We start from the raw sequence: 25,348 nt of genomic DNA on the forward strand, positions 1-25,348 counted from the left end.
AGATATCTATATCCGAGATCCTCGATTTGAAGAGACTTCACATCGACAGACCCCTTACACTGATCGGCATGGAGGACGAGGTCGACCGATTGGTCGCGGCATGGCGGCGGGAGCGCCCTGACCTCGACGTGGAACCGCTCGAAGTGCTGAGCCGCGTCAGCAGGCTCGCCCGGCACCTCGACCGCGCCCGCAGGCTCGCCTTCTCCGAGCACGGCCTGGAGCCTTGGGAGTTCGACGTCCTGACGTCGCTGCGCCGCGCCGGCGCGCCCTACCAGCTCTCCCCCGGCCAGCTCCTGACGCAGACCCTGGTCACCTCGGGCACCATGACCAACCGCATCGACCGGCTCGCGAAGAAGGGCCTCGTCGAGCGGCTGCCCGACCCCAACGACCGGCGGGGGGTGCTCGTGCGCCTCACCCCGGAGGGGCGCGACCGCGCCGACGAGGCCCTGGCCGGCCTGCTGGCCCAGGAGAGGGCGATCCTCGCCCAGCTCTCCCAGGCCCAGCGCGGCGATCTCGCGGGGCTGCTACGCCAGTTGACCGCTCCGTTCGACAACATCCCCGGCTAGGTCCGCCGGCCGTACGCCCGCCCGCCGGGCCAGGGCCACCGCCGCGAGCGTGGAGTGCACCCCGAGCTTGCCCAGCACGTTCTGCATGTGCGTGCGGACGGTGTGCGGCGACAGGAACAGCCGCGCCGCCACGTCCTTGCGGCCCAGCCCCGCCACCATGCAGCGCAGCACCTCGTGCTCGCGCGGCGTGAGGGACTCGACGAGCCGTTCGCTGTCCGTGCGGTGCTTGCGCGCGGCGGTCAGTTCCCGCAGCACCCCGGTGAGCAGCGCGGGCGGCAGGTGGGTCTCCTCGCGCAGGACCCCGCGGATGACCGACAGCAGCCGCGAGAGCGAGCAGTCCTTCGCCACCCAGCCGGAGGCCCCCGCCTGGAGGGCGTGCGCGGCCCGGCGCGGATCGTCGCGCTCGGCGAGCACGACGGTGCGGACCCCGGGATGGGACACCCGCACCCCGGCGACGAGCGCGATCCCGTCGGCGCCGGGCGGTGGCCCGGAGCCCGATTCGCGCTGGGCGGGCACGGACCCGGCGGCGGCGCCGAGATCGGCGTCGACGAGCAGGACGTCGAAACGGCGGCCCTCGGCCACCGCGCGTTCGAGGCAGCGCAGCGCGGCGGGACCGCTGCCGGCCGCGGACACGTCCACGTCGGGCTCGGCCGCGAGCGCGGCTGCGAGCGATTCGGCGAAGATGCGGTGATCGTCGACCACGAGAACCCGGATGCGAACCACAAAACCCCCAAGGGTCGGGGAACGGACGACTGCGGGCACGGCGCCCGGACCGGGTGATCCGCAGCTGCCGCGGCCGCCGCCGAGACATCTCTGCACTACCCCGGACCGGACGCCGTACCCGGCATGTCTCGACCCCTGAATCAACACCGGCCCCCACCGGTATTACGCATCAGCGTAGAACGGGGTGCCGCTCACGGTTGGCCGAATAGCAGAAGTTTTCCGAGGGATTTTCCGGCTGGGCAGGCGTGAACCAGGTTTGCGGTGGCTTGAATTCGACCATACAGACGGTCTGGAAGACGGTTTCCGGCGGGCCCGTGCCGCGGGCAGTTGCGCAGAGGGCATTTCACCCGGCGTGTGCACGCCGGGCGCCCGCGCACCGCGCCCTCCCCCGGCGCGGCCCGCCCCCGCGCGCTCCCCGCGCACGCCGCTCCCGTACCGCGCCGCTCCCCGTGCCGCGCCGTACGCACCGCGCCCCCCGCACCGTCGGGTGCGGGGGGCGCGGGTGAAGGCGGGGCGTCGGGTCAGGAGCGGTGCTTGCGGGTGAAGTTCCAGGCGTCCGTGATGATGCCGGTGAGGTCCGAGCGGGCCGGGGTCCAGCCGAGCCGCTCGTGGGCCGTGCGCGCGGAGGCGACGAGCACCGCCGGGTCTCCGGCCCGGCGCGGGGCGACGACCTCCGCGATCTCCGCGCCCGTGACCTTGCGGACCGTCTCGACGACCTCGCGGACGGAGAATCCGTTGCCGTTGCCGAGGTTGCAGATGAGGTGCTCGCCCGCGGTGGCGGCCTCCAGGGCTGCCAGGTGGGCCTCGGCCAGGTCCGCGACGTGGATGTAGTCGCGTACGCAGGTGCCGTCCGGGGTCGGGTAGTCCTCGCCGAACACCGAGATCGACTCCCGCTCGCCCAGGGCGACCTGGAGCACCAGCGGGATCAGGTGGGTCTCGGGGTCGTGCCGCTCGCCGAACTCCCCGTACGCGCCGGCCACGTTGAAGTAGCGCAGCGAGACCGCGGCGACGCCGTGCGCCGCGCACTCTCCGGTGATCATGTGGTCGACGGCCAGCTTGGTGGCGCCGTACGGGTTGGTGGGCTTGGTGACCGAGTCCTCGGTGAGCAGGCCCTCGGTGGGCTCGCCGTAGGTGGCGGCGGTGGAGGAGAACACCAGCTTGCGCACGCCGTGCGAGCGCATCGCGGCCAGCAGGGCGAGCGTGCCGCCGACGTTGTTCTCCCAGTACTTGCCCGGGTTGGCGACCGACTCGCCCACCTGCGAGGACGCCGCGAAGTGCAGCACCGCGTCGTAGGAGGCGTCCAGGTGGCGCTCGGCGTCCTGGATCCGGCCCTCGACGAAGGCGGCGCCCGCCGGGACGCCCTCGCGGAAGCCGGTGGACAGGTCGTCGAGGACGGTGACCTCGTGACCGGCCTCCAGGAGGTGCGCCGCGACGACGCTGCCGACGTATCCGGCGCCGCCGGTGACCATGTATTTCACTCGTCCACTGCCTTCTCGCGGGGGATTGCACGCGGGCGCGTGCACATGCCGGTCACTGGCTTACCGGATTACGGGCCTCCGGGGAAATCGACGGCCGCCGACGGCAGTCCCGCCCGGTCCAGCAGACCGGTGCGGGCGGCCAGCGCGGCCGCCTCCAGCCGGGAGCCCACGCCCAGCTTCATCAGCACGCGCTGCACGTGCGTACGGGCGGTGCTCGGCGCGATCTCCATGCCCGCCGCGATGAGCCGGGTGTCCTCGCCCTCGGCCACCCGGACCAGCACCTCCACCTCGCGCGGGGTGAGCAGCCGAAGCAGCCGGCTGCCCTCGTCGTCGGGCTGGGCGGCGGGGTTGAGGAGCTCGGCGAAGGCGCCCTGGAGCAGCTGCGGGGAGATCGCCACCTCCCCCGCCCGGGCTTTGGCCAGCGCCCGCTCCACCCCTTCGATCCGCTCGTCGTGGCGCACGTACCCCGAGGCGCCGGCGGCGAAGGCGGCCGCGATCCCGCGGGGGCTCGGCACCGGGCCGAGGACGACGACGGCGATCTGCGGCCGTTCCCGCTTGATCCGGGCGACCGGCTCGAAGACCCCCGGCTCGGCGGGGGTCGCGGTGCCCAGCAGGCAGACCTCCGGCGCCCGGCTGATGACCAGCTCGGCGGCGCCCGCGGCCGGGGCGGCCGCGGCCAGCACCCGGTGCCCGCGCAGTTTGAGGGCCGAGGCCAGCGCCTCGGCCAGCAGCCGGTGCTCGTCGAGCACCATGACCCGTACGCCCATCGCGCACCCACCCCCGACCCTTCTGACCCGGCAAGCTACACGCTTGTTCGACGGTGCGCGGCGGATACCGCGCAGAAGCCCCCGGAAGGCGGACCTTCCGGGGGCTCGTGCCCGCTGCGCGGTGCGGCCGCGATCGGCCGGGTATCAGCTGGCGGTGAAGGAGACGAACAGGTACTCGGGGTCGCCCTTGTCGGAGTAGGGCTTGCGGGCCATCGTCCGGGAGATGAAGAGCTTGCCGTTGTGGTAGCGGTATTCGGAGTAGTCGGGCGAGAAGCCGGTCTCGGCGGTGCGGCTGGTCTTCTCCGCCGGGTTCTCCATGAGGACGGTCTCCTTCATCGTCGTACCGTCGATGCTGACGACCTGGCCGCCCTTGTCGTACGGGGGCTCCTTGTACGCGATGATGTTCGGCCCGTCCATGCGGAGCGGGAACATGGTGTACCGCTCGCCCGCGTCGGCGCGGTCGGTGGTCTGCTTGCCGGTCTCCAGGTCGAAGGAGAGCAGCTCGTTGGTGCGGCCGGCCTCCGCCGAGCCCTGGTGCTCGATCGAGGGCAGGTAGATCTTGCCGTTGCCGACCACGAAGCCGGCGCACTTCTCGACCTCGGTGCCGCCGCACTTGCCGCCGAAGGTGCCGGAGGCGAGCGAGATGCGCGCCTTCAGCTCGCCCTTGGGGTCGACGACGAAGAGGTCGCTGACGCCGGAGGCGTTCTTGGCGGTCTTGCCGACGTCGGCGCCGACGATGAGGGGCTTGGTGGAGACGATGGACGCCCACTGGATGCCAGGGGAGAGCTTGTACGAGGACAGCTGGGCACCGGTGGCCGGATCCAGCGTCTGCGCGTACAGGGTCTGGTTGTCGCCGCTGCCGCACTTGCGGATCACGCCGAGGGCCTCGCCGCCGGCGTAGCCGCTGTCGTAGCAGCCCTCGCCGTCGACCTTGGGCGTCCACAGGGACTTGCCGTCGGCCAGGTTCCAGGCGGCGCCGCCGCTGGTGCCGCCCGCGGCGACGGTCTGGCCGCTGATGGTGACCTCGTAGTAGGAGGCGGGCTTGTCGCCGGTGGTGGCGCCCTTGGCGTTGCCGGACCACAGGAGCTTTCCGGCGGCCAGGTCGATGACGCCGACCTCGGTGCACGCGGGGTACTTGTTGTCGGGCGTGGGCTTGGTGGGCCGGAAGACGACGGCCGTCTTGTTGTCGCTGACGTGCTGGGTGGCGGCGCAGAGTTCGCCCGGGAGGGGAACCTCCCACTTCTTGCCGCCGTCGACGGTGTTGTAGCCGACGACCTTCGCCACGTCCGACTTGACGTAGGTGGAGTCGGTGATCCAGGAGCCCGCGACCGTGACGACGTCTTCCGGGGTCGGGCTGGGCTGGTTGAACAGCGGCTTCGACTTGGTGTTGGCGGGCACCTTCTCCGAACCGGGGGTGCCTGAGGCGGGCTTGTCACCGCCGGTGCTGGTCTTCGGGGCGGGCTGGCCGCCGTAGCCGCCGTCGTCGCCGGAGACGTACCAGAAGCCGCCCGCGATGATCAGGACGATGGCCAGCAGGGCCGCGCCGACGATCATCAGCTGGGTGCGCTTGTCGTTGCCGCCGCCCGGGCCGGCCGGGGCCGGGGGCCGGGCCGCGTACATGGGGGCCGTGGGCGCGCCGTAGGCCGTCGGGGCTCCGGCCCCGGCGGGGGGCTGCTGCTGCGGGTAGCCGTACCCCTGTTGGGGGTAGCCGTACGCCGGCTGCTCCTGCGGCGCTGCGCCCGGCCCGGCGGGCGCGGTCGGCGGGCCCGCCGGTACGGGCGGCTGCTGCGGCGGGGCCGGCGGCATGGGCGGCGGCTGCGGGGCGCCCTGCGGAGCGGGCGGCACCGGCGGCGGCGCGCCGAAGCCCCCGGGTGCGGGCTCCTGCGGCGCTCCGAAGCCACCGGCGGGCGGCTGCTGGGGGGGCGGCGGGGTACTCATCGCTTGCTACTGCCTCTCGGTGGGCGGCTCGGTGGACTCGCTGCGCGTCATTTGCCGAAGACCATCAGGAGCTTCTCGGGGGTGCCCTTGGCGAGAAGACGGGACTGGGAGACGAAGAGCCTGCCGTCCGCGTAGTCGACGATCGGGGTGAAGAAGGAGTTCTCGATCGGGGCGGAGGGTCCCGACGGGTTGCGCAGCAGCGCGGTGGGCGTGCCGCCGGCGGCGGGGATCGAGAGGACCTCGCCGCCCTGGTCGGAGGTGGCCTTGCGGTAGGCGATCAGCTGGCCGTTCGCGGCGCTCAACGGGACGATGGTGCGGCCGTCCCCGGCGGGGGTGCGCCACTTGGCCTTGCCGGTGCCCAGGTCGAAGGCGACGATCTCGTTGGCCTTGCCGGACTCGGCGACGGTCGGCATGTAGAGGGTGCCCGCGTCCACGGCGGTGGTGGAGCAGATCTCGACGGAGCGGAAGAGGCCGTTGGTGCACTCGGTGGCGAAGCTGCCCTCGCCGCTCACGGTGGCGCGCTGCTTGCCGTCGGGTCCGAGGACCACGATGGCGCGTTCCTTCTTGTCCTGGTTGCCGATGTCGAGGACGAGCGGGTCGAGCGAGTAGACGGCGCCGACCTTGTACTTGGCGGGCAGCTTGAAGGTCCAGGTCTTCTTGCCGGTGACCGGGTCGGCGTCGGAGACCTCGCTGGAGAGGTCGTCGTCGTAGCAGGTCGCGATGGCGATCATCTTGCCCTTGTTCGCCACGTACGCGTCGGGCTTGCAGCCCTCGGCGGTGGCGCTGCCGAACAGCTTGTCGCCGGTGCTGACCTTGAAGGCGCTGGCGGTGCCGCCGCGGCTGACGGCGACGGTGTCGCCGGTGATCCCCAGGCTGGGGCTGGTCATGATGTCGAAGAGGCCCTCCTTGGGGACCTCCTTCGTCCAGCCTTCCTTGCCCGTCTTGAGGTCGACCTGCTTCATCTGGCTGCAGGTGGCGGAGTCGCCTTCGCCGTCCTTGAACATGACGACGGTCTTGCTCTCGGCGGTGGTCTGCTTGGTGACGGAGCAGATGGGAGTGGGGAGGGCGAGCGTCCACTTCTCCTTGCCATCGGCGATCCCGTACGCGGTGAGGTTCTTCCACACGCTCTTGACGACGGTGTCGCCGACGATCCACTGGCCGCCGGAGTCCACGCCGAGGCCGGGACCGTCGATCTTGGCGGTCTTGAGCCAGAGGGTCTTGTCCTCGCCCTGCTTGCGGCCGGCGTTGAGGTCCTCGGTCGCGTTGCCGCCGTTGCCGCTGCCGTCGCCGTTGTCCACGGTGGCGGAGGGCTTGGCGTCGGCGGGGGTGGAGCCCTGCGCGACGGGCGGCTTCGGGTCCGTGCCGCCGTCGCGGAAGGCGAAGTAGCCGCCGGTGCCGAGGACGAGCACGCCGGCGACGGCCGCGGCGATGATGACGGCCGTCTTCTTCTTGGGCGGCTGCGGCGTGCCCGGCGCCTGGTACGGGCCGGCGGTGGGCATGCCGGGGGGCGGCGGGAAGTAGCCCTGCTGGGGCGCGGGCTGCTGCATGGGCTGCGTGGGGGGCTGCTGCGCGTACGGGTTGTCACCCTGCTGCGGGTACCCGTAGCCGGGCTGCGGCGGGCCGGGCAGGTGACCGTAACCGGAAGGCGGGGGCGGCTGGTTCGGCGGCTGGGGCGGCTCGGTCATCAGCGCATACCTTCGGCGTCGGGTGGCGTAGGGGGATGACCTTTGTATCACTGACGGCGCTTTTACATCGGGCCGGTCCAGCCCCTGTTCCCAAGGGAGGACCGGCCCGTGACAACGCCGTTATCGGGTCGGGCGACGCCCGCCGCCGGCGGAATCTAGGCCTCCTCGGCCAGCTCCAGCCAGCGCATCTCCAATTCGTCGCGCTCAGAGATGAGTTCGCGCAGTTCCGCGTCGAGCTTGGCGACCTTGTCGAAATCGGTGGCGTTCTCGGCGATCTGGGCGTGCAGGTTCGACTCGCGGTCGGACATCTTGTTGAGCTGCCGCTCGATCTTCTGGAGCTCCTTCTTCGCGGCGCGCGAGTCACCGGAGGCGCTCGACTTGGCGGCGGCCGGGGCGGGCGCCGGGGCGGCCGCCTCGATCATCTTCTGCCGGCGCTCCAGGTACTCGTCCAGGCCGCGCGGCAGCATCCGCAGGCTCGCGTCGCCCAGCAGCGCCATCACCGTGTCGGTGGTGCGCTCGATGAAGAACCGGTCGTGGGAGATGACGATCATCGAGCCGGGCCAGCCGTCGAGGAGGTCCTCCAGCTGGGTGAGGGTCTCGATGTCGAGGTCGTTGGTGGGCTCGTCGAGGAAGAGCACGTTGGGCTCGTCCATCAGCAGGCGCAGGATCTGCAGCCGGCGCCGCTCACCACCCGACAGGTCGCCGACGGGCGTCCACTGCTTCTCCTTGGTGAAGCCGAACTGCTCGCAGAGCTGACCGGCCGTCATCTCGCGGCCCTTGCCGAGGTCGACGCGGTCGCGCACGCGCTGCACCGCCTCCAGGACCCGCAGGGACGGGTCGAGTTCGCCGACCTCCTGGGAGAGGTAGGCCAGCTTGACCGTCTTGCCGACGGTGACGGTCCCGGCGACCGGCTGGACGTCGCCCTGCGTACGGGCCGCCTCCGCGAGCGCCCGCAGCAGCGAGGTCTTGCCCGCGCCGTTGACGCCGACGAGGCCGATGCGGTCGCCGGGGCCCAGGTGCCAGGTGAGGTGCTTGAGCAGGACCTTCGGTCCGGCCTGGACGCTGACGTTCTCCAGGTCGAACACGGTCTTGCCCAGGCGGGCGTTGGCGAAGCGCATCAGCTCGGACTTGTCGCGCGGCGGCGGCACGTCGGCGATGAGCTCGTTGGCCGCCTCGATGCGGTAGCGCGGCTTGGAGGTCCGGGCGGGGGCGCCGCGGCGCAGCCAGGCCAGCTCCTTGCGCATCAGGTTCTGCCGCTTGGACTCCTCGGTGGCGGCGATGCGCTCGCGCTCGGCGCGGGCGAAGACGTAGTCGCTGTAGCCGCCCTCGTACTCGAAGACGGAGCCGCGCTGGACGTCCCACATGCGGGTGCAGACCTGGTCGAGGAACCAGCGGTCGTGGGTGACGCAGACGAGCGCCGAGCGGCGCTCCTGGAGGTGCTTGGCCAGCCAGGAGATGCCCTCGACGTCGAGGTGGTTGGTGGGCTCGTCGAGGACGAGGAGGTCCTGGTCGGCGATGAGCAGCTTGGCGAGCGCGATGCGGCGGCGCTCGCCGCCGGAGAGCGGGCCGATGACGGTGTCGAGTCCCTGGCCGAAGCCGGGGAGGTCGAGGCCGCCGAAGAGTCCGGTGAGCACGTCGCGGATCTTGGAGTTGCCGGCCCACTCGTGGTCGGCCATGTCCCGGATGATCTCGTGGCGGATGGTCGCCGCGGGGTCGAGGGAGTCGTGCTGGGTGAGGACGCCCATGCGCAGGCCGCCGCTCTGGGTGACCCGGCCGGTGTCGGGCTCCTCCAGCTTGGCGAGCATGCGGATGAGGGTGGTCTTGCCGTCGCCGTTGCGGCCCACGACACCGATCCGGTCTCCCTCGGACACGCCGAGGGAGATGCCGTCGAGCAGGGCACGGGTTCCGTACACCTTGCCGACTGCCTCGACATTGACCAGATTGACGGCCATCAGACGCGCTCCAGGGAAGGGTGTGGATCAGCCCCTCAGCCTAACCCTCCGAGCCGACGCCGAGCGCTCCACCAGGAGCCAGCCTCCCAGAGCCATGCCGATGGCGGCGGGCGCGGTGACCGGAAGGGCGATGAGGGTGGCGCTGTGGCCCTCCAGCAGTCCGCCGAGCCCGGTCATGGACAGGCCGAGGATCCCGAGCAGGCACAGGGTGATCCCGAGGGCGGCGCGGGGCCCGGATCCGGGCTCGGCGCCGCCGCGGCCGGGGGCCTCGAAGCGGCGGAAGACGGCGACGAGTACGCCGGTCAGCGCGGCGGCCGCGAGCAGCCGGACGGGGACCTGCGCCCACCAGGCGGCGGTGGCCGGCTCGGGCAGGCGCAGGCCGAGGCCGAGCTGGGCGGCGTAGACGGCGAGCATGGCGGTGAGGTGCCAGAGGAACGCGGTCATGGCGATCCCGTTGGCGGCGACCACCGGGCGCCAGACCCGGGGGCGGGCGAGCAGCGCGGCGGCGGGCTTCCTGAGCAGCTCCACGGCTCCGACGAGCCACGTCCCGTGCGCCAGCAGCGCGAGGGTGGGCGGGGCCATGTTGGACACCTTCTCGCCCGGCATCCCGACCATGGACAGCGGGTACGAGCCGTACGCGACGAGCAGCACCGCGCCGGCCAGCCCGGCGGCGGCGAGCAGCGCGGGGCGGGTGATCCGCCCGTCGGCGCGCAGGAAGCCGAGCTGGTGGACGGCGAGCCAGACGAGGGCGAAGTTCAGGAACTCCACGTACGGGACGGCGAGCGCGAAGCGCAGTACGTCGACGGCGGCCGCGGCCGCGGCCAGCGCGGCGAAGGCCCCCCAGCCCCACCGCCGGTGGAGCCTGAGCAGCGGCGGGGTGAAGGCGACCATGGCGAGGTAGATCCCGATGAACCACAGCGGCTGGGTGACCAGCCGCAGGGCGGCCCCGGTCAGCTTCCCCTCCCCGCCGCCGGCGAGCTGGACGGCGAGCGCCCCGGCGGTCCAGACGAGGACGAAGACGAGGGTGGGCCGCAGCAGTCGCTGGAGCCGGGCGCGCAGGAAGGCGGCGTAGACGGGCCGCCCGTCGGCCCGCCGGGCCAGGGACCGGTACGACAGGGCGTGCGAGAACCCGCCGACGAAGAAGAACACCGGCATGATCTGCAGGCCCCAGGTGAGCACTTGGAGCGCGGGGACGAGGGCGAGCAGGTTCCCTATGCCCTCACTGCTGACGGCGGCCATCAGCCAGTGCCCGAGCAGCACGGTCCCGAGCGAGGCGACCCGCAACAGGTCGACGTAGCGGTCCCGGCTGCCGGGGGTGGCCTCGGCGAGGTCCTTGGCGGTGTGCGCGGCGTATCCCATGGGTGCACGTTCCCGCCCGGGGGCCGGGCGGGAACAGAGCGCTGGTACTCACTTCGCCCTGGGTACCTGCGTACGCAAGCCGCCTCAGGAGGACAGGACCGTGGCCCCCGGGGCCGGGCTGGTGGCCGTACGGGTCGTGCGGCAGGTGCCGCTCGCTTCGAGGGCGGCGGCGACCTTGAGGGCGGATTCCGGGTCGCGGACCAGGAAGGCCGTCGTCGGGCCGGAGCCGGAGACCAGCGTGGCCAGGGCGCCGGCCGAGGTGCCGGCCTCCAGCGTCGCGGCCAGCTGCGGGCGCAGCGACAGCGCCGCCGGCTGGAGGTCGTTGGCCAGGGTCGCGGCGAGGGCGTCCGGGTCGCCCGAGGCGAGGGCCGCGAGCAGCGCCGGCGAGGCCTCGGGGGCCGCGATGGTCCGGTCCTCGGCGAGGCGGTCGAACTCGCGGAACACCGCGGGCGTCGACAGTCCGCCGTCGGCCACGGCGAACACCCAGTGGAAGGGGCCCGCCTCGACCGGGGTCAGGAGCTCCCCGCGTCCGGTGCCCAGCGCCGCCCCGCCGACCAGGCTGAAGGGCACGTCGCTGCCGAGTTCCGCGCAGATCGCCAGGAGCTGGGCGCGCGGCGTGTCCAGGCCCCACAGGGCGTCGCAGGCCAGCAGCGCGCCGGCGCCGTCGGCGCTGCCGCCCGCCATGCCGCCGGCGACGGGGATGTTCTTCGCGATGTGCAGGTGGACGGCGTCGGAGCGGCCGCCCCGGGCCGCCAGGATCTCGGCCGCCCGCGCCGCCAGGTTCGTACGGTCCAGCGGGACCTGGTCGGCGTCCGGGCCGGCGCAGGTGACCGTCAGGGTCTCGGCCGGGGTGACCGTCACCTCGTCGTACAGGGACACCGCGAGGAAGACGTTGGCCAGGTCGTGGAAGCCGTCGGGCCGGGCCGCGCCCACCGCCAGCTGCACGTTGACCTTCGCGGGGACCCGTACGGTCACGCTCTTCTTCGGGCGGGGGCTCACAGCGCGGGCCTCTCCGCCGCCGGCTTGTGCTCGGCGATCGCCGCGAACTGCTCCACCGTCAGCGACTCGCCGCGCGCCTGCGGGGAGACCCCGGCGGCCACCAGCGCCTGCTCGGCGCCCGCCGCCGAGCCGGCCCAGCCGGACAGCGCGGCCCGCAGCGTCTTGCGGCGCTGCGCGAAGGCGGCGTCCACGACGGCGAAGACCTCGGCCTTCGTGGCGGTCGTCTTGATCGGCTCGGCCCGCCGCACCAGCGAGACCAGTCCGGAGTCCACGTTCGGCGCGGGCCAGAACACCTTGCGGCCGATGGACCCGGCGCGCTTGACGTGCGCGTACCAGTTGGCCTTGACGGAAGGCACCCCGTAGACCTTGTTGCCCGGCTCGGCGGCCAGCCGGTCGGCGACCTCCGCCTGCACCATGACCAGCGTGCGCTCGATGGTCGGGAACCGGTCCAGCATGGTCAGCAGCACCGGCACGGCCACGTTGTAGGGCAGGTTCGCGACCAGCGCGGTCGGCGCCGGCCCCGGCAGCTCCTCCACCAGCATCGCGTCGGAGTGCACCAGCGCGAAGCGGTCCTTGCGCTGCGGCATCCGCGCCTCGATGGTGGCGGGCAGCGCCGCGGCCAGGACGTCGTCGATCTCGACGGCGGTGACCCGGTCGGCGGCCTCCAGCAGCGCGAGCGTCAGCGAGCCCAGCCCCGGCCCGACCTCGACGACGACGTCGTCGGGCCGCACCTCGGCGGTGCGCACGATGCGGCGCACCGTGTTGGCGTCGATGACGAAGTTCTGGCCCTTCTGCTTCGTCGGCCGTACGCCGAGTACGGCGGCCAGCTCGCGGATGTCCGCCGGTCCGAGGAGGGCGTCGGATGCGGCGGCGGTCGTGCTGCCGGTCGTACTGCTGGTCGTGCTCTCGGGCTGCTGCTCTGCGGTGCTCACCGGTAAAGCCTACGGCCGCAGTGGGGCCACGGGGTCGCGCCCCTTTGTACGTAGAGCTTCTTCGCCCGGTACGTCTGTTCCGAGCCCGGGGCGTCCTGGGGGCGGCCGGAGCCGCCGAGGCTCTGCCAGGTGCGGACGTCGAACTGGTACAGGCCGCCGTACGTGCCCGAGGCGTCGGTGGCGGCGGGGCGGCCACCGGACTCGCACTGGGCCAGCGCCCCCCAGTCGAGGCCGTCGGCCCCCGCGACGGAGGTCGGCAGCGGCCTCGTGCCGACCCTGACGAGCTGGGTGACGGGGTCGCGGACGGTCTCCTCGGCGACCTTGCGGGGCTTTTGCCGCACCCCGTTGACGGTGCGCAGGACGTACGTGACGCGGCGCGCGCCGGGCCGGCCCGCCCGCTCGACGACCTCGGTGCCGGCGAACAGGGAGTCGTCGTCGGTCTTCTCGATCGCGTACGGGACGCGCTCCTCGCGGACCTCGCGGGTGCCGGTGATGCGGAGCACGGTGACGGTCTGGCCGTCGCGCGGGAAGGAGGCGGGCGGGACGGAGGTGGTGTCCTGGCCCTGGAGGGTGATCCCGGCCTGGCCGAGGGCTTCTTGGACGGTGGCGGCGTTGGTGCGGATGGTGCTCTCGCGGCCGTCCGCCATGAAGGTGACGCTGCGTTCGGTGCGGACGGCGAGGGCGAGGCCGGCCCGTGGCACGGGGGCGGTGCGCGGGGCGGAGAGGTAGGCGCCCTCGACGCGGACGCCGAATTGGCGCAGGGCCCCCTCGACGGTGCCGGCGGTGGTCCACACCTGACGGCTCTGCCCGTCGAGGGTCAGGCGCAAGGGACGGCCGTAGCGGACGACGATCTCGTCGCCGTCGTCGAGGGCCTCGGTGCGCGCGGGGGCGACGAGGTCGTGGGGGCCGACGCCGAGGCCTTCGGCGGCGAGGAGCTCGTCGACGTCGTCGGCGAAGGTGTGCAGGGTCCGGGGCTCCCCGTCGACGGTGAGCCGTACGGACTTGTCGGCGGCGACGAAGGCCGTGGTGCCGCCGGCCAGGAAGGCGACGACCAGCGCCTGCGGGACGATCCGCCGCCAGTTGCCCGGGCCCGCGGCCGTGGCGGCGGGGGCGCTGCGGCGCCGGCGCCCGGTGGGGGCGGCGAGCGCGGGGCCGGCCTCGGCACCCTTGCGGCGCCGTGCGGCCCGCCGGTCCCCGGTGCGCGGGGCGGGCACCACGGCGGGCTGGGGGTCCGGGGCCACGGCCTCGTGCCCGTACACCTCGGTGAAAGGACTCTCGCTCACGACGCTCGCTCCACTGGTCCGGCCCCATCGGTTCGGGCACGGCACCCTAGCGGACGTCCGTCACTCACCAAAGTCGTACGGCTACCCAGCGTGTCGGTCGGCCGGGGTGGAGGCGGTGGGCGCTCAGTAGTCGAAGGCGCGGGCCGTGTTCGCCGCCAGGGCGGTCGCCATCGCGTCCTCGTCGATCCCGCGCACCGCCGCCATCGCCCGTACGGTCAGCGGAACGAGGTACGGGGCGTTGGGCCGTCCGCGGTACGGCGCGGGGGTGAGGTAGGGGGCGTCCGTCTCGACGAGGACGAGCTCCAGCGGGGCAACGGCCAGGGCCTCGCGCAGCGGGGCCGCGTTCTTGAAGGTGACGGTCCCGGCGAAGGACATGTAGTAGCCGGCGGCGGCGCATTCGCGGGCCATCTCGGCGTCCCCGGAGTAGCAGTGGAAGACGGTCCGTTCCGGCGCGCCCTCCTCGCGCAGGATGCGCAGGACGTCGGCGTGGGCGTCGCGGTCGTGGATGACCAGGGCCTTGCCGCGGCGCTTGGCGATCTCGATGTGGGCGCGGAAGGAGCGCTCCTGCGCGGCCATTCCGTCGGGACCGGTGCGGAAATGGTCGAGTCCGGTCTCGCCGACGGCCTTGACGTGCGCGAGCCCCGCGAGGTCCTCGATCTCGGCGAGCGCCTCGTCGAGCGCGGTCTCGCCGCCCCCGGCGCGCGCCCCCTGCCGCGACCAGCCGTCGGGGTCCCCCAGCACGATGCGGGGCGCTTCGTTCGGGTGAAGGGCGACGGCCGCGTGGACGTTGTCGTACGCGGCCGCCGTCTCGGCCGCCCAGCGGGACCCCTTCACGTCGCAGCCGACCTGGACGACGGTGGTCACCCCGACGGAGGCGGCCTTGGCGAGGCCCTCCTCGACGGTGCCCCGCTGCATGTCCAGGTGGGTGTGGGAGTCCGCCACCGCCACCCGCAGGGGTTCGGGCAGCGGCGGCGGGGTGTCCTTGGAGGCAGTGCTCATGGAGCCGATCTTATGACCGGCGGAAGAGCCTCATCAGCCGGGAGAGCAGGCTCCCGCGCCCGGAGTCCTCGTCGGCCGCCGGGACGGGCCCGGGGGAGTCGTGCAGCGGGGTCGTGCGCTGCTTCGGGGCCCGCGGGACGTTCGCCCCGGCCGGCACCGGGCCGGCGATCCCGGGCGAGATGCGGTGGTGGTAGAGCTTGTCGATCGTGCCGAGCACCGAGGACACCTGGCCTTCGCGCATGATCCGCACCACGTGCCCGCCGCAGTTGTGGCAGGTCGGGTTCGACAGCGGGGAGGGCACCCGCTCGCCCTGGACGGTGTAGATGATGAAGGGCTGGCCCACGCCGTCGACGTGGTGCTCGATCTCGTAGCCCTGCTCCCAGCCGTAGCCGCACTTCATGCAAGCGAAGGAGTACGCCTCGTGCACGGTGTGCACACCAGGCCTCGGCACGGAGACGGGTACGGCCACTGCAGCCGCGGGTACGGGTACCGAGGTGTCTGCGATCTCACTCATGCGAGCTCCTCTTGTTCCACTGGTGCCAATGCCAGTGGACGCCTCTTCGGGCGGGAGCGCATCAGGCCCTGTCTACTGTTGGACGGCCTTTGGGCGACTCATGTCCCAAAGCGCCCGGTGCGCGGTCTGAGCTTTGCTTTTCAGGTTAGCCCTTTACCGTCTTACAGCACCTTTTGAGCCGCATTCTTTGCCGCGACGACCGCGTCGAAGACCTCCCGCTTGGGTACTCCGGCTTCGGCCGCGACGGCCGCGATGGCTTCTTTTCGACGCTCCCCGGCCTCCTCGCGCACCCGCACCCTGCGCACCAGCTCCTCGGCGTCCACATCGCCGGGCCGGGCCGCCGGTGCGCCCTCCACGACGACGGTGATCTCGCCGCGCACGCCCTCGGCGGCCCAGGCAGCCAGCTCGCCGAGCCCGCCGCGCTTGACCTCCTCGTACGTCTTGGTCAGTTCGCGGCAGACCGCCGCCCGCCGCTCGGCGCCGAAGACCTCGGCCATCGCGGCGAGGGTGTCGTCGAGCCGGTGCGGGGCCTCGAAGTAGACGAGCGTGCGGCGCTCGCCCTCGACCTCGCGCAGGCGCCCGAGGCGCTCGCCCGCCTTGCGCGGCAGGAACCCCTCGAAGCAGAAGCGGTCCACCGGCAGCCCCGACAGGGCGAGCGCGGTGAGCACCGCGGACGGCCCGGGCACGGCGGTGACCTTGATGTCCTTCTCGACGGCGGCGGCGACCAGGCGGTAGCCGGGGTCGGAGACGGACGGCATGCCGGCGTCGGTCACCAGCAGCACCCGCTTGCCCTGCTCCAGCGCTTCGGCCAGCTCCGGGGTGCGCGCCGATTCGTTGCCCTCGAAGTACGAGACGACGCGCCCGGTGGTGTGCACGCCGAGCCCCTGCGTGAGCCGGCGCAGCCGCCGGGTGTCCTCGGCGGCGATCACGTCGGCCCGCTCCAGTTCGGCCGCGAGCCGCGGCGGCGCGTCGGCGAGATCGCCGATCGGGGTGCCGGCGAGCACGAGCACGCCCGCGGAACCCGCGGAGGAGGAGGTCGAGGAGGGGGTTTCGGAGCCGGTGGGCTGGTCAGTCGTCACCCGTCCATCCTCTCAGCCGTCCCGCCCGGCACATGTCATCCGTCCCACCCGGCACACGCACCGAGGGCCCCCGGCACTGGGGTTCGCACAGCCGCGTTCCCTACGATGACCCGGTGACCAGTACCGCGACGCCGCCGCCCAGCCCCGCGGGGGCCCCGCCCGCCCCTGCGGCGGGACGCGCAGACCAGCCGTCCACCTGGCTGCGCCGCCTGCGCAGCTTCGGCTACGTGCCGCCCGCCGACGCCCGGCGCCGGGGCCCCGGGCGGGCGGCCGCCCCGAGTCCGGACGTCCGCGCCCGCCTGGTGCCCCCGTACGCCCGGCCCTCCGCGCAGCTGTGGACGGCGCTCGGGGTCCCGCTCTCCGCGTCGGCCGGCTGGCAGCGCGTGCTGGCGTGGGCGGGGCCGCTGCTGGTGGCGCTGGTGGCCGGGGTGCTGCGCTTCGTGCACCTGGGCAGCCCGAAGGCGGTGATATTCGACGAGACGTACTACGCCAAGGACGCCTGGGCGACCATCCGGCAGGGCTACGAGGCGAGCTGGCCCAAGGACATCGACAAGTCGATCCTCGCCAACCCCGACGGGATCTCCCTCCCGCTGGACCCCGGCTACGTCGTGCACCCCCCGGTCGGCAAGTGGGTCATCGGGCTCGGCGAGTGGATGTTCGGCTTCACACCGTTCGGCTGGCGGTTCATGACGGCCGTGCTCGGCACCCTGTCGGTGCTGATGCTGTGCCGGATCGGGCGCCGGCTGTTCCGCTCCACCTTCCTGGGCTGTCTGGCGGGCACGCTGCTCGCGGTGGACGGCCTGCACCTGGTGATGAGCCGCACGGCCCTCCTCGACCTGGTCCTGATGTTCTTCGTGCTGGCCGCTTTCGGGGCGCTGCTGATCGACCGGGACAAGGCCCGGGCCAGACTCGCGGACGCGCTCCCGGTGGACGAGGAGGGCCGCACCCGGCCGGACGTCACCGTCGCCGAGACGCTGCGCCTGGGCTGGCGCCCGTACCGGATCCTGGCGGGCGTCTGCCTGGGTCTGGCGTTCGGCACGAAGTGGAACGGCCTGATCGTGCTGGCGTTCTTCGGCGTGCTGACCGTCCTGTGGGACGCGGCCGCGCGCCGCACCGCGGGGGCCGGCGCCCCGTACGCGGCGATGCTGCGCCGCGACGCGCTGCCGGGCTTCCTGTCGACGGTGCCGGTGGCAATCGCGGTGTACCTGGCCTCGTGGACCGGCTGGATCCTGTCCCCCGACAACGGCAAGGGCGGCTATTTCCGCGACTGGGCGGCCAAGAACGACCAGCACAGTTCGCTGTCGTTCCTGCCGGAGTGGCTGCGCAGCCTGTGGCACTACGAGACCGAGGTCTACGCGTTCCACGTCGGGCTGACCTCCGGGCACACGTACGAGTCGAACCCGTGGAGCTGGCTGGTCCTGGGCCGGCCCGTCTCCTATTTCTACGAGTCCCCCGACCCGGGGACGGACGGCTGCCCGGCGACGGAGGCGGGCAAGTGCGCCCGCGAGGTGCTGGCCCTGGGCACCCCGCTGCTGTGGTGGGCGGGCTGCTTCGCGCTGCTGTACGTGCTGTGGCGGTGGTTCTTCCGCCGTGACTGGCGGGCGGGCGCGATCGCGTGCGCGCTGGGCGCGGGTCTGCTGCCCTGGTTCAACTACCAGGAGCGGACCATCTTCTTCTTCTACGCGGTGGTCTTCGTCCCGTACCTGTGCCTGGCGGTGGCGATGATGATCGGCGCCCTGCTCGGCCCGTCGGGCTCGACGGAACGAAGGCGCGCGCTGGGCGCGATCGCGGCGGGCGTGCTGGTCCTCCTCATCATCTGGAACTTCATCTACTTCTGGCCGATCTACACGGGCGAGACCCTGCCGATGGACTCCTGGCGCGGCCGCATGTGGCTGGACACCTGGGTCTAGCGGCCACGACACCGGGCCCGGCACCTCCTGGTGCCGGGCCCGTCCGGGGTCGTTGTTGGTGGTCACTGGCCATCCTGGGCCACCTCTCGACGGCCCACAGACGGCCCAGACCTTTACCAGCCTGGTGTCTAACCCAACCCCGGTTCGTCTCCTCCAAGAACCCTTCGAGCCGCCCCCTGAAAGGCCGCATAGGCTTGATCCACCTCTGCCTCTGCCTCATCCCGATCTGGAGAGTCATAGGCAAACAGCCTGCGCGAATCGCCGCGATGGGCTGCGCCCAAGGAGACGTAGGCTAGGAGGAGTGCAAAGCAGGCCAAGCAGAGCCGACTAGCAGCTTCACTGAGCTCCGGAGGCCCTTCGAGAGAAACCGTGGATCCTGCCTCCTTGAGCGCGATGATCGCATCCTCAGCAGCTGGAAGTTGGGAAGCAACGGGCTCGTCTGGATTCGAGGCTGGCAAGATCTTCTTGACTTCGGCAAACCTGCGATCGACCTCGTGATAGGTGGTCAGGAACTGGGCATAAGCGTCACGACGCGCCTCGCGATGCATGACGAGACGCTGCTCATCGCGATCCAACTGCCTGTCTACGCGCTCCTGGCGCCCCTTCAGCAGCGTAAAAGTGCCTGTTAACGCCACGCCAGCAAGCACACCTGCCGCGCTAATAAGCGCCACCGCCTGTTCAGCCATGCTGCATCCAAACCGACGGCAGGCGGGCTCCGCAGCCGAACGAGCAAGGCCCGCAGCCTGCACGCCCCTAGGACCTGTCCGGCCGATCATGTAACTGCTCTGGGTCTGAGGCGTTAGACCGCGTAAGCAGGCCGGAGGGATCCCGACAGCCGGCTATCAGACTCGCGAGCAGCAAGAGGGGTTCATCGTGTTGACCGGTGACAGCTTCAGCAGCAGCACCTTTGCCATCGAGCTGGGCAAGTTCCAGGTGGAGACCGTCCAGAGCGTCTCGGGACTCCAGATGGAGCAGGATGTGGTGGAGGTCCGGCAGGTCTCTCCGGTAGGGGAGCTCCTGGTCCGCAGGCAGCCGGGGGCCCGCAGCGCCGGCGAGGTCACGATCACCCGCGGCACGGACAAGAGCACCGCCTTCACCGACTGGATCAAGGCCACTCTGGTCAACGGCGACCTCGACTCGGCCCGCCAGAACATCACCATCGCTATGAAGGACGCGAAGAAGCAGACCGTCCGCCGCATCCACCTCAGCAACGCCTGGGCGTCCCGCTGGGACGGACCGTCCTTGGAAGCCTCCGAATCCGGTCCCGCCACGGAACAGGTGACGCTCGCCTACGAAGACATCACCGTTGAGTAGCCCAGGAGTTCTGTCCGGGGGATCACGCCCGAAGCCATAGCCGGATCGCGGCGAGGACGACGGAGCCCTGAAAGACGTAGGCCCTCTTGTCATAACGAGTGGCGACGGCGCGGGACTGCTTCAAGAGGTTGATCGCCCGCTCGACAGTGTTGCGCTTCCTGTAGCGGTCCTTGTCGAAGCCAGGCGGCCGTCCGCCACGTGATCCTTTACGCAGGCGGGCGGCCTGGCTGTCACTCTTCTCCGGAATGGCGTGGGGGATACCCTGCCGTCGCAGGTACTCACGGCAGGGACCATTGCTGTACGCCTTGTCGGCAGCCAGGCTGTCGGGCTTCCGCCGTGGCCTGCCCGGACCGATCCGCGGTACTCGGATCTTCTCCAGCACGGCTGCGAACTGTGTGCAGTCTGCCCGCTGACCAGGTGTGATGAGCAGGGACAGAGGACGGCAGAGGCCGTCCGCGCTCAGGTGGAGCTTGCTGGTGAGCCCACCCCGCGAGCGGCCCAGGCTCTCACCTCCAGCACCACCTCCACCAAGCGGGCCACGAGACTCTGCCAGGGCGTTTCGCCCTGGTGTTCTGCCTGCTCGCCCCCCTTTGGCGCCGGTGCTGGCGGAGGGGTGGTACGGGCACCAGCCGCATGCTGGTGAGCGCGGACAACGGTGGAGTCGACGGAGATGTCCCAGTCGATCTCACCCGCCGCATCAGCCGCGACCTGGACTTCCTGGAGCAGTCGCTCCCACGTTCCGTCCGCGGACCACAGCCGATGGCGTTCATAGACGGTCTTCCACGGCCCGAACCGCTCGGGCAGATCACGCCACTTCTGGCCGATCTACACGGGCCAGACCCTGCCCATGGACTCCTGGCGCGGCCGCATGTGGCTGGACACCTGGGTGTAGGCGCCTCCCGGCGGCCCGGGGCCGCCGGCGCTCGCGGAAGCGAGGGCTGGTGGCCATGCTGGTAGGAGGACGCCCTCGGCTTCGGATACCGGTCGTCCTGAACGGGGCGACCGGGTCGGGGGCGCCGGAGAGGTGGTGCGTCATGCGCATGCGACGACTGCTCGGCCTCGCCCTCGCCACGGCGGCCCTGGCCGGCACGAGTGCCCTCGGTGCCGCGGTGGCCCAGGCGGCGGCATCCCCGACGATCACGTCCGGGGAATGCGCGGACCAGGGCGGAACGGTCCGGACCATCCCCTACGGCGGAACGGTGTGCGTGCTCCCCGACGGAAGCAGGCTGACCGTCACCTGACGGCCCGTTGTTCCGGTCTGGTAACAAGCCGTACGCGTTGCGTTTGCACAGAGTAAGGTCCGCACCAGAGGTTCTTTGAACACGTTCAGAGAACAACGGGGATCTGGGGAGGAAGTAAGTGAACGGGGCTGCGAAAGGGGCCATCATCGGCGGGGTGTTCCTCGCGATGCTGGGCGGAGCCGGGTACGGGGTGTACGCGCTCGTGGGTGACGGAGACGACGCCGACGGCAAGAACGCGGACACCGCCGTCCGCGCCGAGAAGGGCAGCGGGCCCGTCACCGACAAGGAGGCCGCGCAGACCGCGAAGGCCTTCCTCGCCGCCTGGGCCGCCGGGGACGCGCAGGCGGCGGCGGAGCTGACGAACAACGTGCAGGCCGCGCAGAGCGCCGTGGCCGACTACCGGGCCAAGGCGCTCGTGTCGAAGGCCGTGATCACTCCGGGGGCGCAGACGGGCACGACCATCCCGTTCGGCGTCGCCGCGGAGGTCACGTACGAGGGCGCCACCAAGCCCCTCGCCTACGAGTCCAAGCTGACCGTCGTACGCGGGCTGACCAGCGGGAAGCCGCTCGTCGACTGGCAGCCCTCGGTGATCCACCCGCAGCTGCAGAAGGACGAGAAGCTGCGCGCGGGCGCACCCGCGGCCCCGCCGGTCAAGGCCGTCGACCGCAACGGCGAGGAGCTCAGCGCCGAGAAGTACCCCTCGCTGCGGCCGGTCCTCGACCAGCTGCGCCAGACGTACGGCGGCAAGACGGGCGGCAAGACCGGGGCCGAACTGTGGATCGAGCCGGCCGCCCAGGACGCGCCGAAGCGGACGCTGCTGACGCTGGTCCAGGGGGAGCCGAGCACGCTGAAGACCTACCTGGACGCCAAGGTGCAGGCGGCGGCCGAGAAGGCCGTGGCCAAGTACCCGGAGTCCTCGGTGGTCGCCGTCCAGACGGGCAACGGGCACGTCCTCGCGGTCGCCAACAACCGCAAGGACGGCTTCAACGCGGCGATGGAGGGGCGGCGTGCGCCCGGTTCGACGATGAAGGTCGTCACGGCGGCGATGCTGATCGACCGGGGCAAGGCGGCGGCCGACAAGCCGGCGGAGTGCACCAAGGAGGCCTCCTGGGGCGGCCGCAGCTTCCACAACCTGAACAACTTCGAACTGCCGGGCGGGAACTTCGCGACCAGCTTCGCCAAGTCCTGCAACACCGCCTTCATCAAGCAGATCGACGACGTCGACGACGACGCGGCACTGGCGAAGGAGGCCCGGGAGGTCTTCGGCCTCGGGCTGGACAACTGGAAGACGGGCATCCGATCGACGGACGGCCAGGTGCCGGAGGCGAAGGGCGCGGAGGCCGCCGCCGAGTACATCGGGCAGGGCCGGATCACCATGAACCCGCTGAACGTCGCCTCGTTCACGGCCACCGCGCGCAGCGGGGTCTTCCACCAGCCGCTGCTCGTCCCGCCGGAGCTCGACGGGCGGCCGATCGCGCAGGCGGCGCGGCAGATGAAGCCTTCGGTCCAGCAGCAGCTGGTCCGGATGATGCGGCTGACGGCGACCAGCGGCACGGCGGCCCAGGCGATGAGCTCGGTGGGCGGCTCCGACAAGGGGGCGAAGACCGGCTCCGCGGAGGTCGACGGCGCCGGCAGCCCGGACAGCTGGTTCACGGGCTACAGCGGCGACGTGGCCGCGGCGGCGATGGTCGAGGCCGGGGGCCACGGCGGCGACGCGGCGGGCCCGCTGGTGGCCGCGGTCCTGAACGCCTCGTAAGGGCGGCTCCTCCAACCGGGACCCCGGGACCCCCGCCGGCGGCGGCTCCGGGGGCCGCGGGGGGGCAGGGCCCTCGGGGGGGGCCGGCCCCCGGGAAGGTCAGAGCGCGCCGCGAACGGCCCGCAGCAGTGCCTGCGCCCGGGGATCGGCCGTGACCGACTTGGCGTGGGCGTTCGTCACGTACCCGAACGCCACCCCCGCCTCCGGGTCCGCGAAGCCGAGCGATCCGCCGCGCCCCGGATGCCCGAAGGAGCCCGCGGAGAGCAGGGGCGACGCCGGGCTGTGCAGCATGTACCCGGGCCCGAAGCGCGTGTTGACCACCAGCACCCGGTCCGGCCCCGACGAGAGCTCCGTACCCGCCAGCCGGCGCGTCTGCGCGGTGAACAGCCCCGCTCCGTCCTCCGTGTCGCCCAGCAGCGCCGCGTACACGCCCGCCAGGCCCCGCGCCGTGCCGATGCCGGCCGAGGCCGGGAGTTCGGCCGCGCGGAACTCCGGGGCGTTCTCGTCCGGCAGCGGGGTGATCGCCGCGAACGCCCGGCGGGTCAGCGAGGAAGGGTCTTCCCACGCCTGCGTGACGTTCCTCCGCGGACGCGTCCTGAGGCCGCCCGCCATCCCCGAAGGCGGCTCCACGGGCCCCACCCGGCCCACCCGTCCCGTCTCCTCCGCCGGCAGGCCGATCCAGAACTCCAGCCCCCGCGGCCCCGTGACCTCCTGCGCGAGCCACTGGCCCAGCGAGGCCCCGGTCACCTGCAGCACCAGCTCCGACAGCAGCCAGCTGTACGTCTGCGCGTGGTAGCCGTGCGCGGAGCCCGGTTCCCAGAAGGCCCGCTGCCCGGCGACCGCGCGCGCTCCCGAGACCCCGTCCACCGCCTCGCCCGGCGTCAGCGGAACGTCCAGGGCCGGCACCCCGGCCCGGTGCGCGAGCAGGTCCCGCACCAGCGCCCGCTCCTTGCCGCCCGCCTTGAACTGCGGCCAGTACGCCCCCACCGGCGCGTCCAGGTCCAGCAGCCCGCGCTGGTGCAGCAGCAGCGGGACCACGGCGGCGACGCCCTTGGTGGCCGAGCGCACCACCTGCGCGGTACCGGCCGCCCAGGGCTCGCCGCCCTCGCCGCCCTCGACATCCTTTGAGCCCGCCCACAGGTCCACGACCTTCCGGCCGTCCCGGTACACGGCCACCGCCGCGCCCCGGTCCCCGAGCACCTCGAAATTGCGTACGAAAGCGTCGCGGACGGCCTCGAAGCCCGCCGCCACCTCACCCTGGATGTCCACGAGCGGTCCAACAATCACCTGGTCGGACTTATGCCGGGGCGGATCCGCCGGGGATCAGGCCACCGACACCGAACGCGGGTCGAACCCGAACGGCAGCTCCAGCCGGTGCGCCCGCATCAGCTCCTCGTCGCACAGCAGGTCCTGCGTGCGCCCGTCCGCCGCGATGACCCCCTCGCTCAGGATCACCGACCGCGGACACAGCTCCAGTGCGTACGGCAGGTCGTGGGTCACCATCAGCACCGTCACGTCCAGCGAGCGCAGGATGTCGGCGAGTTCGCGCCGCGACGCCGGGTCCAGGTTCGACGAGGGCTCGTCCAGGACCAGGATCTCCGGCCGCATCGCCAGTACGGTCGCCACCGCGACCCGGCGGCGCTGCCCGAACGACAGGTGGTGCGGCGGCCGGTCCGCGAAGCCCGCCATGCCGACCTGCTCCAGCGCCTCGCGGACCCGCGTCTCCAGTTCCGCGCCCCGCATCCCGGCGGCCGCCGGGCCGAAGGCCACGTCCTCGCGCACGGTCGGCATGAACAGCTGGTCGTCCGGGTCCTGGAAGACGATCCCGACCCGGCGCCGGATCTCGGCGAAGTTCCGCTTCTCGACCGGAAGCCCGGCCACCGTCACGGTGCCGACCCCGCCGCCGAGGATGCCGTTGAGGTGCAGCACCAGCGTGGTCTTGCCGGCGCCGTTCGGACCGAGCAGGGCCACCCGCTCGCCCTGTCCGACGGCGAGGTCCACGCCGAAGAGGGCCTGGTGCCCGTCCGGGTAGGCGTACGCGAGGCCGGAGACCTCAAGGGAGGCGGGAGCGGGAGAAGACGCGGAGGGGGTCACAGGGTCCATCCCATCAGACAGACGGCGAGCGCCGCCGCCGGGAGTACGGCCGCGTACGCCCACTGGGCGCGCGTGGCCACGACTTCGTCGATCACCGGCATCGAGCCGGCGTAGCCGCGGCTGACCATCGCGAGGTGTACCCGCTCGCCGCGCTCGTACGAGCGGATGAACAGGGCCCCGGCGGTCTTGGCCAGCACCCCCCAGTGCCGGATCCCGGCGGCCTCGAACCCGCGCGAGCGCCGGGCGATGGACATACGCCGCAGCTCGTCGGTGATCACGTCGCCGTACCGGATCATGAACGAGGCGATCTGCACCAGCAGCGGCGGCAGCTTGAGGCGCTGGAGCCCGAGCAGCAGCGCCCGCAGCTCGGTGGTCGAGGCGAGCAGGACGGACGCGGCCACCCCGAGCGTGCCCTTGGCCAGGACGTTCCAGGCGCCCCACAGGCCCGAGACGCTGAGCGACATGCCGAGCACCTCCACCCGCTCGCCCTGCGCCACGAAGGGCATGAGCACGGCGAACGCCACGAACGGGACCTCGATCAGCAGCCGCCGCAGCAGGAAGCCGGCCGGGATCCGGGCCGCCGCCGCGACCGCCGCGATGAGGACGGCGTACAGGCCGAAGGCCCACACCGCCTCGCGCGGTGTGGAGACGACGACCACGACGAAGGCGAAGGTGGCGGCCAGCTTGCAGTGCGGGGGCAGGTCGTGGATCGGTGAGTGCCCGTGCCGGTAGAGCTTGTGGGCGTGGCCCGCGCCCATC

The 25,348-nt window shown here is 72.3% G+C and carries 22 protein-coding genes and 1 pseudogene; 5 read left to right on the forward strand and 18 right to left on the reverse strand.

Annotation, left to right across the window (positions count from 1 at the left end):
- Positions 1 to 68 precede the first annotated feature (68 nt).
- Positions 69 to 566, forward strand: coding sequence for a MarR family transcriptional regulator (locus AB0M92_RS03650; protein ID WP_099891746.1), 498 nt, complete (start codon positions 69 to 71; stop codon positions 564 to 566).
- On the opposite strand, the gene AB0M92_RS03655 is transcribed toward AB0M92_RS03650, so the two are convergent.
- From AB0M92_RS03655 to rsmI, 13 genes are all read right to left on the reverse strand, one after another.
- Positions 525 to 1,289, reverse strand: coding sequence for a response regulator transcription factor (locus AB0M92_RS03655; RefSeq protein ID WP_366100442.1), 765 nt, complete (start codon positions 1,287 to 1,289; stop codon positions 525 to 527). The genes AB0M92_RS03650 and AB0M92_RS03655 overlap by 42 nt on opposite strands.
- Before the next feature lie 521 nt (positions 1,290 to 1,810).
- Positions 1,811 to 2,758: a UDP-glucose 4-epimerase GalE gene (gene galE, locus AB0M92_RS03660; RefSeq protein WP_366100792.1), complete on the reverse strand. Its 948-nt coding sequence runs from the start codon at positions 2,756 to 2,758 to the stop codon at positions 1,811 to 1,813.
- 77 nt (positions 2,759 to 2,835) lie between these two features.
- Positions 2,836 to 3,534, reverse strand: coding sequence for a response regulator transcription factor (locus AB0M92_RS03665; RefSeq protein WP_366100443.1), 699 nt, complete (start codon positions 3,532 to 3,534; stop codon positions 2,836 to 2,838).
- 144 nt (positions 3,535 to 3,678) lie between these two features.
- Positions 3,679 to 5,472, reverse strand: a complete 1,794-nt coding sequence (locus tag AB0M92_RS03670; RefSeq protein WP_366100444.1) for a PQQ-binding-like beta-propeller repeat protein — start codon at positions 5,470 to 5,472, stop codon at positions 3,679 to 3,681.
- Between the two features lie 47 nt (positions 5,473 to 5,519).
- Positions 5,520 to 7,157, reverse strand: a complete 1,638-nt coding sequence (locus AB0M92_RS03675; protein ID WP_366100445.1) for a PQQ-binding-like beta-propeller repeat protein — start codon at positions 7,155 to 7,157, stop codon at positions 5,520 to 5,522.
- A gap of 155 nt (positions 7,158 to 7,312) precedes the next feature.
- Positions 7,313 to 9,109, reverse strand: coding sequence for an ABC-F family ATP-binding cassette domain-containing protein (locus tag AB0M92_RS03680; protein ID WP_366100446.1), 1,797 nt, complete (start codon positions 9,107 to 9,109; stop codon positions 7,313 to 7,315).
- Between the two features lie 27 nt (positions 9,110 to 9,136).
- Positions 9,137 to 10,468: an acyltransferase gene (locus AB0M92_RS03685; RefSeq protein WP_366100447.1), complete on the reverse strand. Its 1,332-nt coding sequence runs from the start codon at positions 10,466 to 10,468 to the stop codon at positions 9,137 to 9,139.
- An 84-nt stretch (positions 10,469 to 10,552) separates the two neighbouring features.
- On the reverse strand, positions 10,553 to 11,467 hold the full coding sequence (locus tag AB0M92_RS03690) for a 4-(cytidine 5'-diphospho)-2-C-methyl-D-erythritol kinase (RefSeq protein WP_366100448.1): 915 nt from the start codon (positions 11,465 to 11,467) through the stop codon (positions 10,553 to 10,555).
- Positions 11,464 to 12,303, reverse strand: a complete 840-nt coding sequence (gene rsmA, locus AB0M92_RS03695; protein ID WP_366100793.1) for a 16S rRNA (adenine(1518)-N(6)/adenine(1519)-N(6))-dimethyltransferase RsmA — start codon at positions 12,301 to 12,303, stop codon at positions 11,464 to 11,466. The genes AB0M92_RS03690 and rsmA overlap by 4 nt, the downstream gene beginning before the upstream one ends.
- 92 nt (positions 12,304 to 12,395) lie before the next feature.
- Complete coding sequence (locus AB0M92_RS03700; protein WP_366100449.1) at positions 12,396 to 13,682, reverse strand: ubiquitin-like domain-containing protein; 1,287 nt, start codon at positions 13,680 to 13,682, stop codon at positions 12,396 to 12,398.
- A gap of 123 nt (positions 13,683 to 13,805) precedes the next feature.
- On the reverse strand, positions 13,806 to 14,681 hold the full coding sequence (locus tag AB0M92_RS03705; protein ID WP_366100450.1) for a TatD family hydrolase: 876 nt from the start codon (positions 14,679 to 14,681) through the stop codon (positions 13,806 to 13,808).
- 10 nt (positions 14,682 to 14,691) lie between these two features.
- Positions 14,692 to 15,081, reverse strand: coding sequence for a hypothetical protein (locus AB0M92_RS03710; RefSeq protein WP_366100794.1), 390 nt, complete (start codon positions 15,079 to 15,081; stop codon positions 14,692 to 14,694).
- 275 nt (positions 15,082 to 15,356) lie between these two features.
- Positions 15,357 to 16,205: a 16S rRNA (cytidine(1402)-2'-O)-methyltransferase gene (gene rsmI, locus AB0M92_RS03715; RefSeq protein WP_366100795.1), complete on the reverse strand. Its 849-nt coding sequence runs from the start codon at positions 16,203 to 16,205 to the stop codon at positions 15,357 to 15,359.
- Between the two features lie 182 nt (positions 16,206 to 16,387).
- Here rsmI and AB0M92_RS03720 point away from each other — a divergent pair, with 182 nt between their 5' ends.
- The gene (locus AB0M92_RS03720) at positions 16,388 to 18,184 is read left to right on the forward strand and encodes a phospholipid carrier-dependent glycosyltransferase (RefSeq protein ID WP_366100451.1); all 1,797 of its coding nucleotides are present in this window, start codon (positions 16,388 to 16,390) and stop codon (positions 18,182 to 18,184) included.
- A 128-nt stretch (positions 18,185 to 18,312) separates the two neighbouring features.
- Here AB0M92_RS03720 and AB0M92_RS03725 read toward each other — a convergent pair whose 3' ends face one another.
- Positions 18,313 to 18,870, reverse strand: a complete 558-nt coding sequence (locus AB0M92_RS03725; protein ID WP_366100452.1) for a hypothetical protein — start codon at positions 18,868 to 18,870, stop codon at positions 18,313 to 18,315.
- A gap of 187 nt (positions 18,871 to 19,057) precedes the next feature.
- Between AB0M92_RS03725 and AB0M92_RS03730 the strand changes: the two genes are divergently transcribed.
- Positions 19,058 to 19,498 carry a phage tail protein gene (locus AB0M92_RS03730; RefSeq protein ID WP_366100453.1) on the forward strand — a complete coding sequence of 147 codons (441 nt, stop codon included), beginning with the start codon at positions 19,058 to 19,060 and terminating at the stop codon, positions 19,496 to 19,498.
- A 25-nt stretch (positions 19,499 to 19,523) separates the two neighbouring features.
- Here AB0M92_RS03730 and AB0M92_RS03735 read toward each other — a convergent pair.
- A pseudogene (locus AB0M92_RS03735) lies at positions 19,524 to 20,311 on the reverse strand (transposase); the annotation flags it as partial.
- 221 nt (positions 20,312 to 20,532) lie between these two features.
- Here AB0M92_RS03735 and AB0M92_RS03740 point away from each other — a divergent pair.
- Positions 20,533 to 20,739, forward strand: a complete 207-nt coding sequence (locus AB0M92_RS03740; RefSeq protein WP_366100454.1) for a hypothetical protein — start codon at positions 20,533 to 20,535, stop codon at positions 20,737 to 20,739.
- A 118-nt stretch (positions 20,740 to 20,857) separates the two neighbouring features.
- Positions 20,858 to 22,495: a penicillin-binding transpeptidase domain-containing protein gene (locus AB0M92_RS03745; protein ID WP_366100455.1), complete on the forward strand. Its 1,638-nt coding sequence runs from the start codon at positions 20,858 to 20,860 to the stop codon at positions 22,493 to 22,495.
- Positions 22,496 to 22,594: 99 nt separating this feature from the next.
- On the opposite strand, the gene AB0M92_RS03750 is transcribed toward AB0M92_RS03745, so the two are convergent.
- The 3 genes from AB0M92_RS03750 to cbiQ are packed head-to-tail and all read right to left on the reverse strand — an operon-like array spanning position 22,595 to position 25,347.
- Positions 22,595 to 23,764 (reverse strand): serine hydrolase domain-containing protein, encoded by a 1,170-nt coding sequence (locus AB0M92_RS03750; RefSeq protein WP_366100456.1) that lies wholly within the window; start codon positions 23,762 to 23,764, stop codon positions 22,595 to 22,597.
- A 54-nt stretch (positions 23,765 to 23,818) separates the two neighbouring features.
- Positions 23,819 to 24,598 (reverse strand): ABC transporter ATP-binding protein, encoded by a 780-nt coding sequence (locus tag AB0M92_RS03755; protein WP_366100457.1) that lies wholly within the window; start codon positions 24,596 to 24,598, stop codon positions 23,819 to 23,821.
- Positions 24,586 to 25,347: a cobalt ECF transporter T component CbiQ gene (cbiQ, locus tag AB0M92_RS03760; RefSeq protein ID WP_366100458.1), complete on the reverse strand. Its 762-nt coding sequence runs from the start codon at positions 25,345 to 25,347 to the stop codon at positions 24,586 to 24,588. The genes AB0M92_RS03755 and cbiQ overlap by 13 nt, the downstream gene beginning before the upstream one ends.
- Position 25,348 lies beyond the last annotated feature (1 nt).

It is taken from the genome of Streptomyces sp. NPDC051582 (assembly GCF_040681715.1).
Classification (GTDB): domain Bacteria; phylum Actinomycetota; class Actinomycetes; order Streptomycetales; family Streptomycetaceae; genus Streptomyces.

Coding starts and splice junctions, on each gene's coding strand:
- AB0M92_RS03650 (WP_099891746.1), top strand. CDS start 69: ATGGAGGACGAGGTCGACCGATTGGTCGCGGCATGGCGGCGGGAGCGC.
- galE (WP_366100792.1), bottom strand. CDS start 2,758: ATGGTCACCGGCGGCGCCGGATACGTCGGCAGCGTCGTCGCGGCGCAC.
- AB0M92_RS03665 (WP_366100443.1), bottom strand. CDS start 3,534: ATGGGCGTACGGGTCATGGTGCTCGACGAGCACCGGCTGCTGGCCGAG.
- AB0M92_RS03670 (WP_366100444.1), bottom strand. CDS start 5,472: ATGAGTACCCCGCCGCCCCCCCAGCAGCCGCCCGCCGGTGGCTTCGGA.
- AB0M92_RS03675 (WP_366100445.1), bottom strand. CDS start 7,157: ATGACCGAGCCGCCCCAGCCGCCGAACCAGCCGCCCCCGCCTTCCGGT.
- AB0M92_RS03680 (WP_366100446.1), bottom strand. CDS start 9,109: ATGGCCGTCAATCTGGTCAATGTCGAGGCAGTCGGCAAGGTGTACGGA.
- AB0M92_RS03685 (WP_366100447.1), bottom strand. CDS start 10,468: ATGGGATACGCCGCGCACACCGCCAAGGACCTCGCCGAGGCCACCCCC.
- AB0M92_RS03705 (WP_366100450.1), bottom strand. CDS start 14,681: ATGAGCACTGCCTCCAAGGACACCCCGCCGCCGCTGCCCGAACCCCTG.
- AB0M92_RS03710 (WP_366100794.1), bottom strand. CDS start 15,081: ATGAAGTGCGGCTACGGCTGGGAGCAGGGCTACGAGATCGAGCACCAC.
- AB0M92_RS03725 (WP_366100452.1), bottom strand. CDS start 18,870: ATGGCTGAACAGGCGGTGGCGCTTATTAGCGCGGCAGGTGTGCTTGCT.
- AB0M92_RS03740 (WP_366100454.1), top strand. CDS start 20,533: ATGCGCATGCGACGACTGCTCGGCCTCGCCCTCGCCACGGCGGCCCTG.
- AB0M92_RS03755 (WP_366100457.1), bottom strand. CDS start 24,598: ATGGACCCTGTGACCCCCTCCGCGTCTTCTCCCGCTCCCGCCTCCCTT.
- cbiQ (WP_366100458.1), bottom strand. CDS start 25,347: ATGGGCGCGGGCCACGCCCACAAGCTCTACCGGCACGGGCACTCACCG.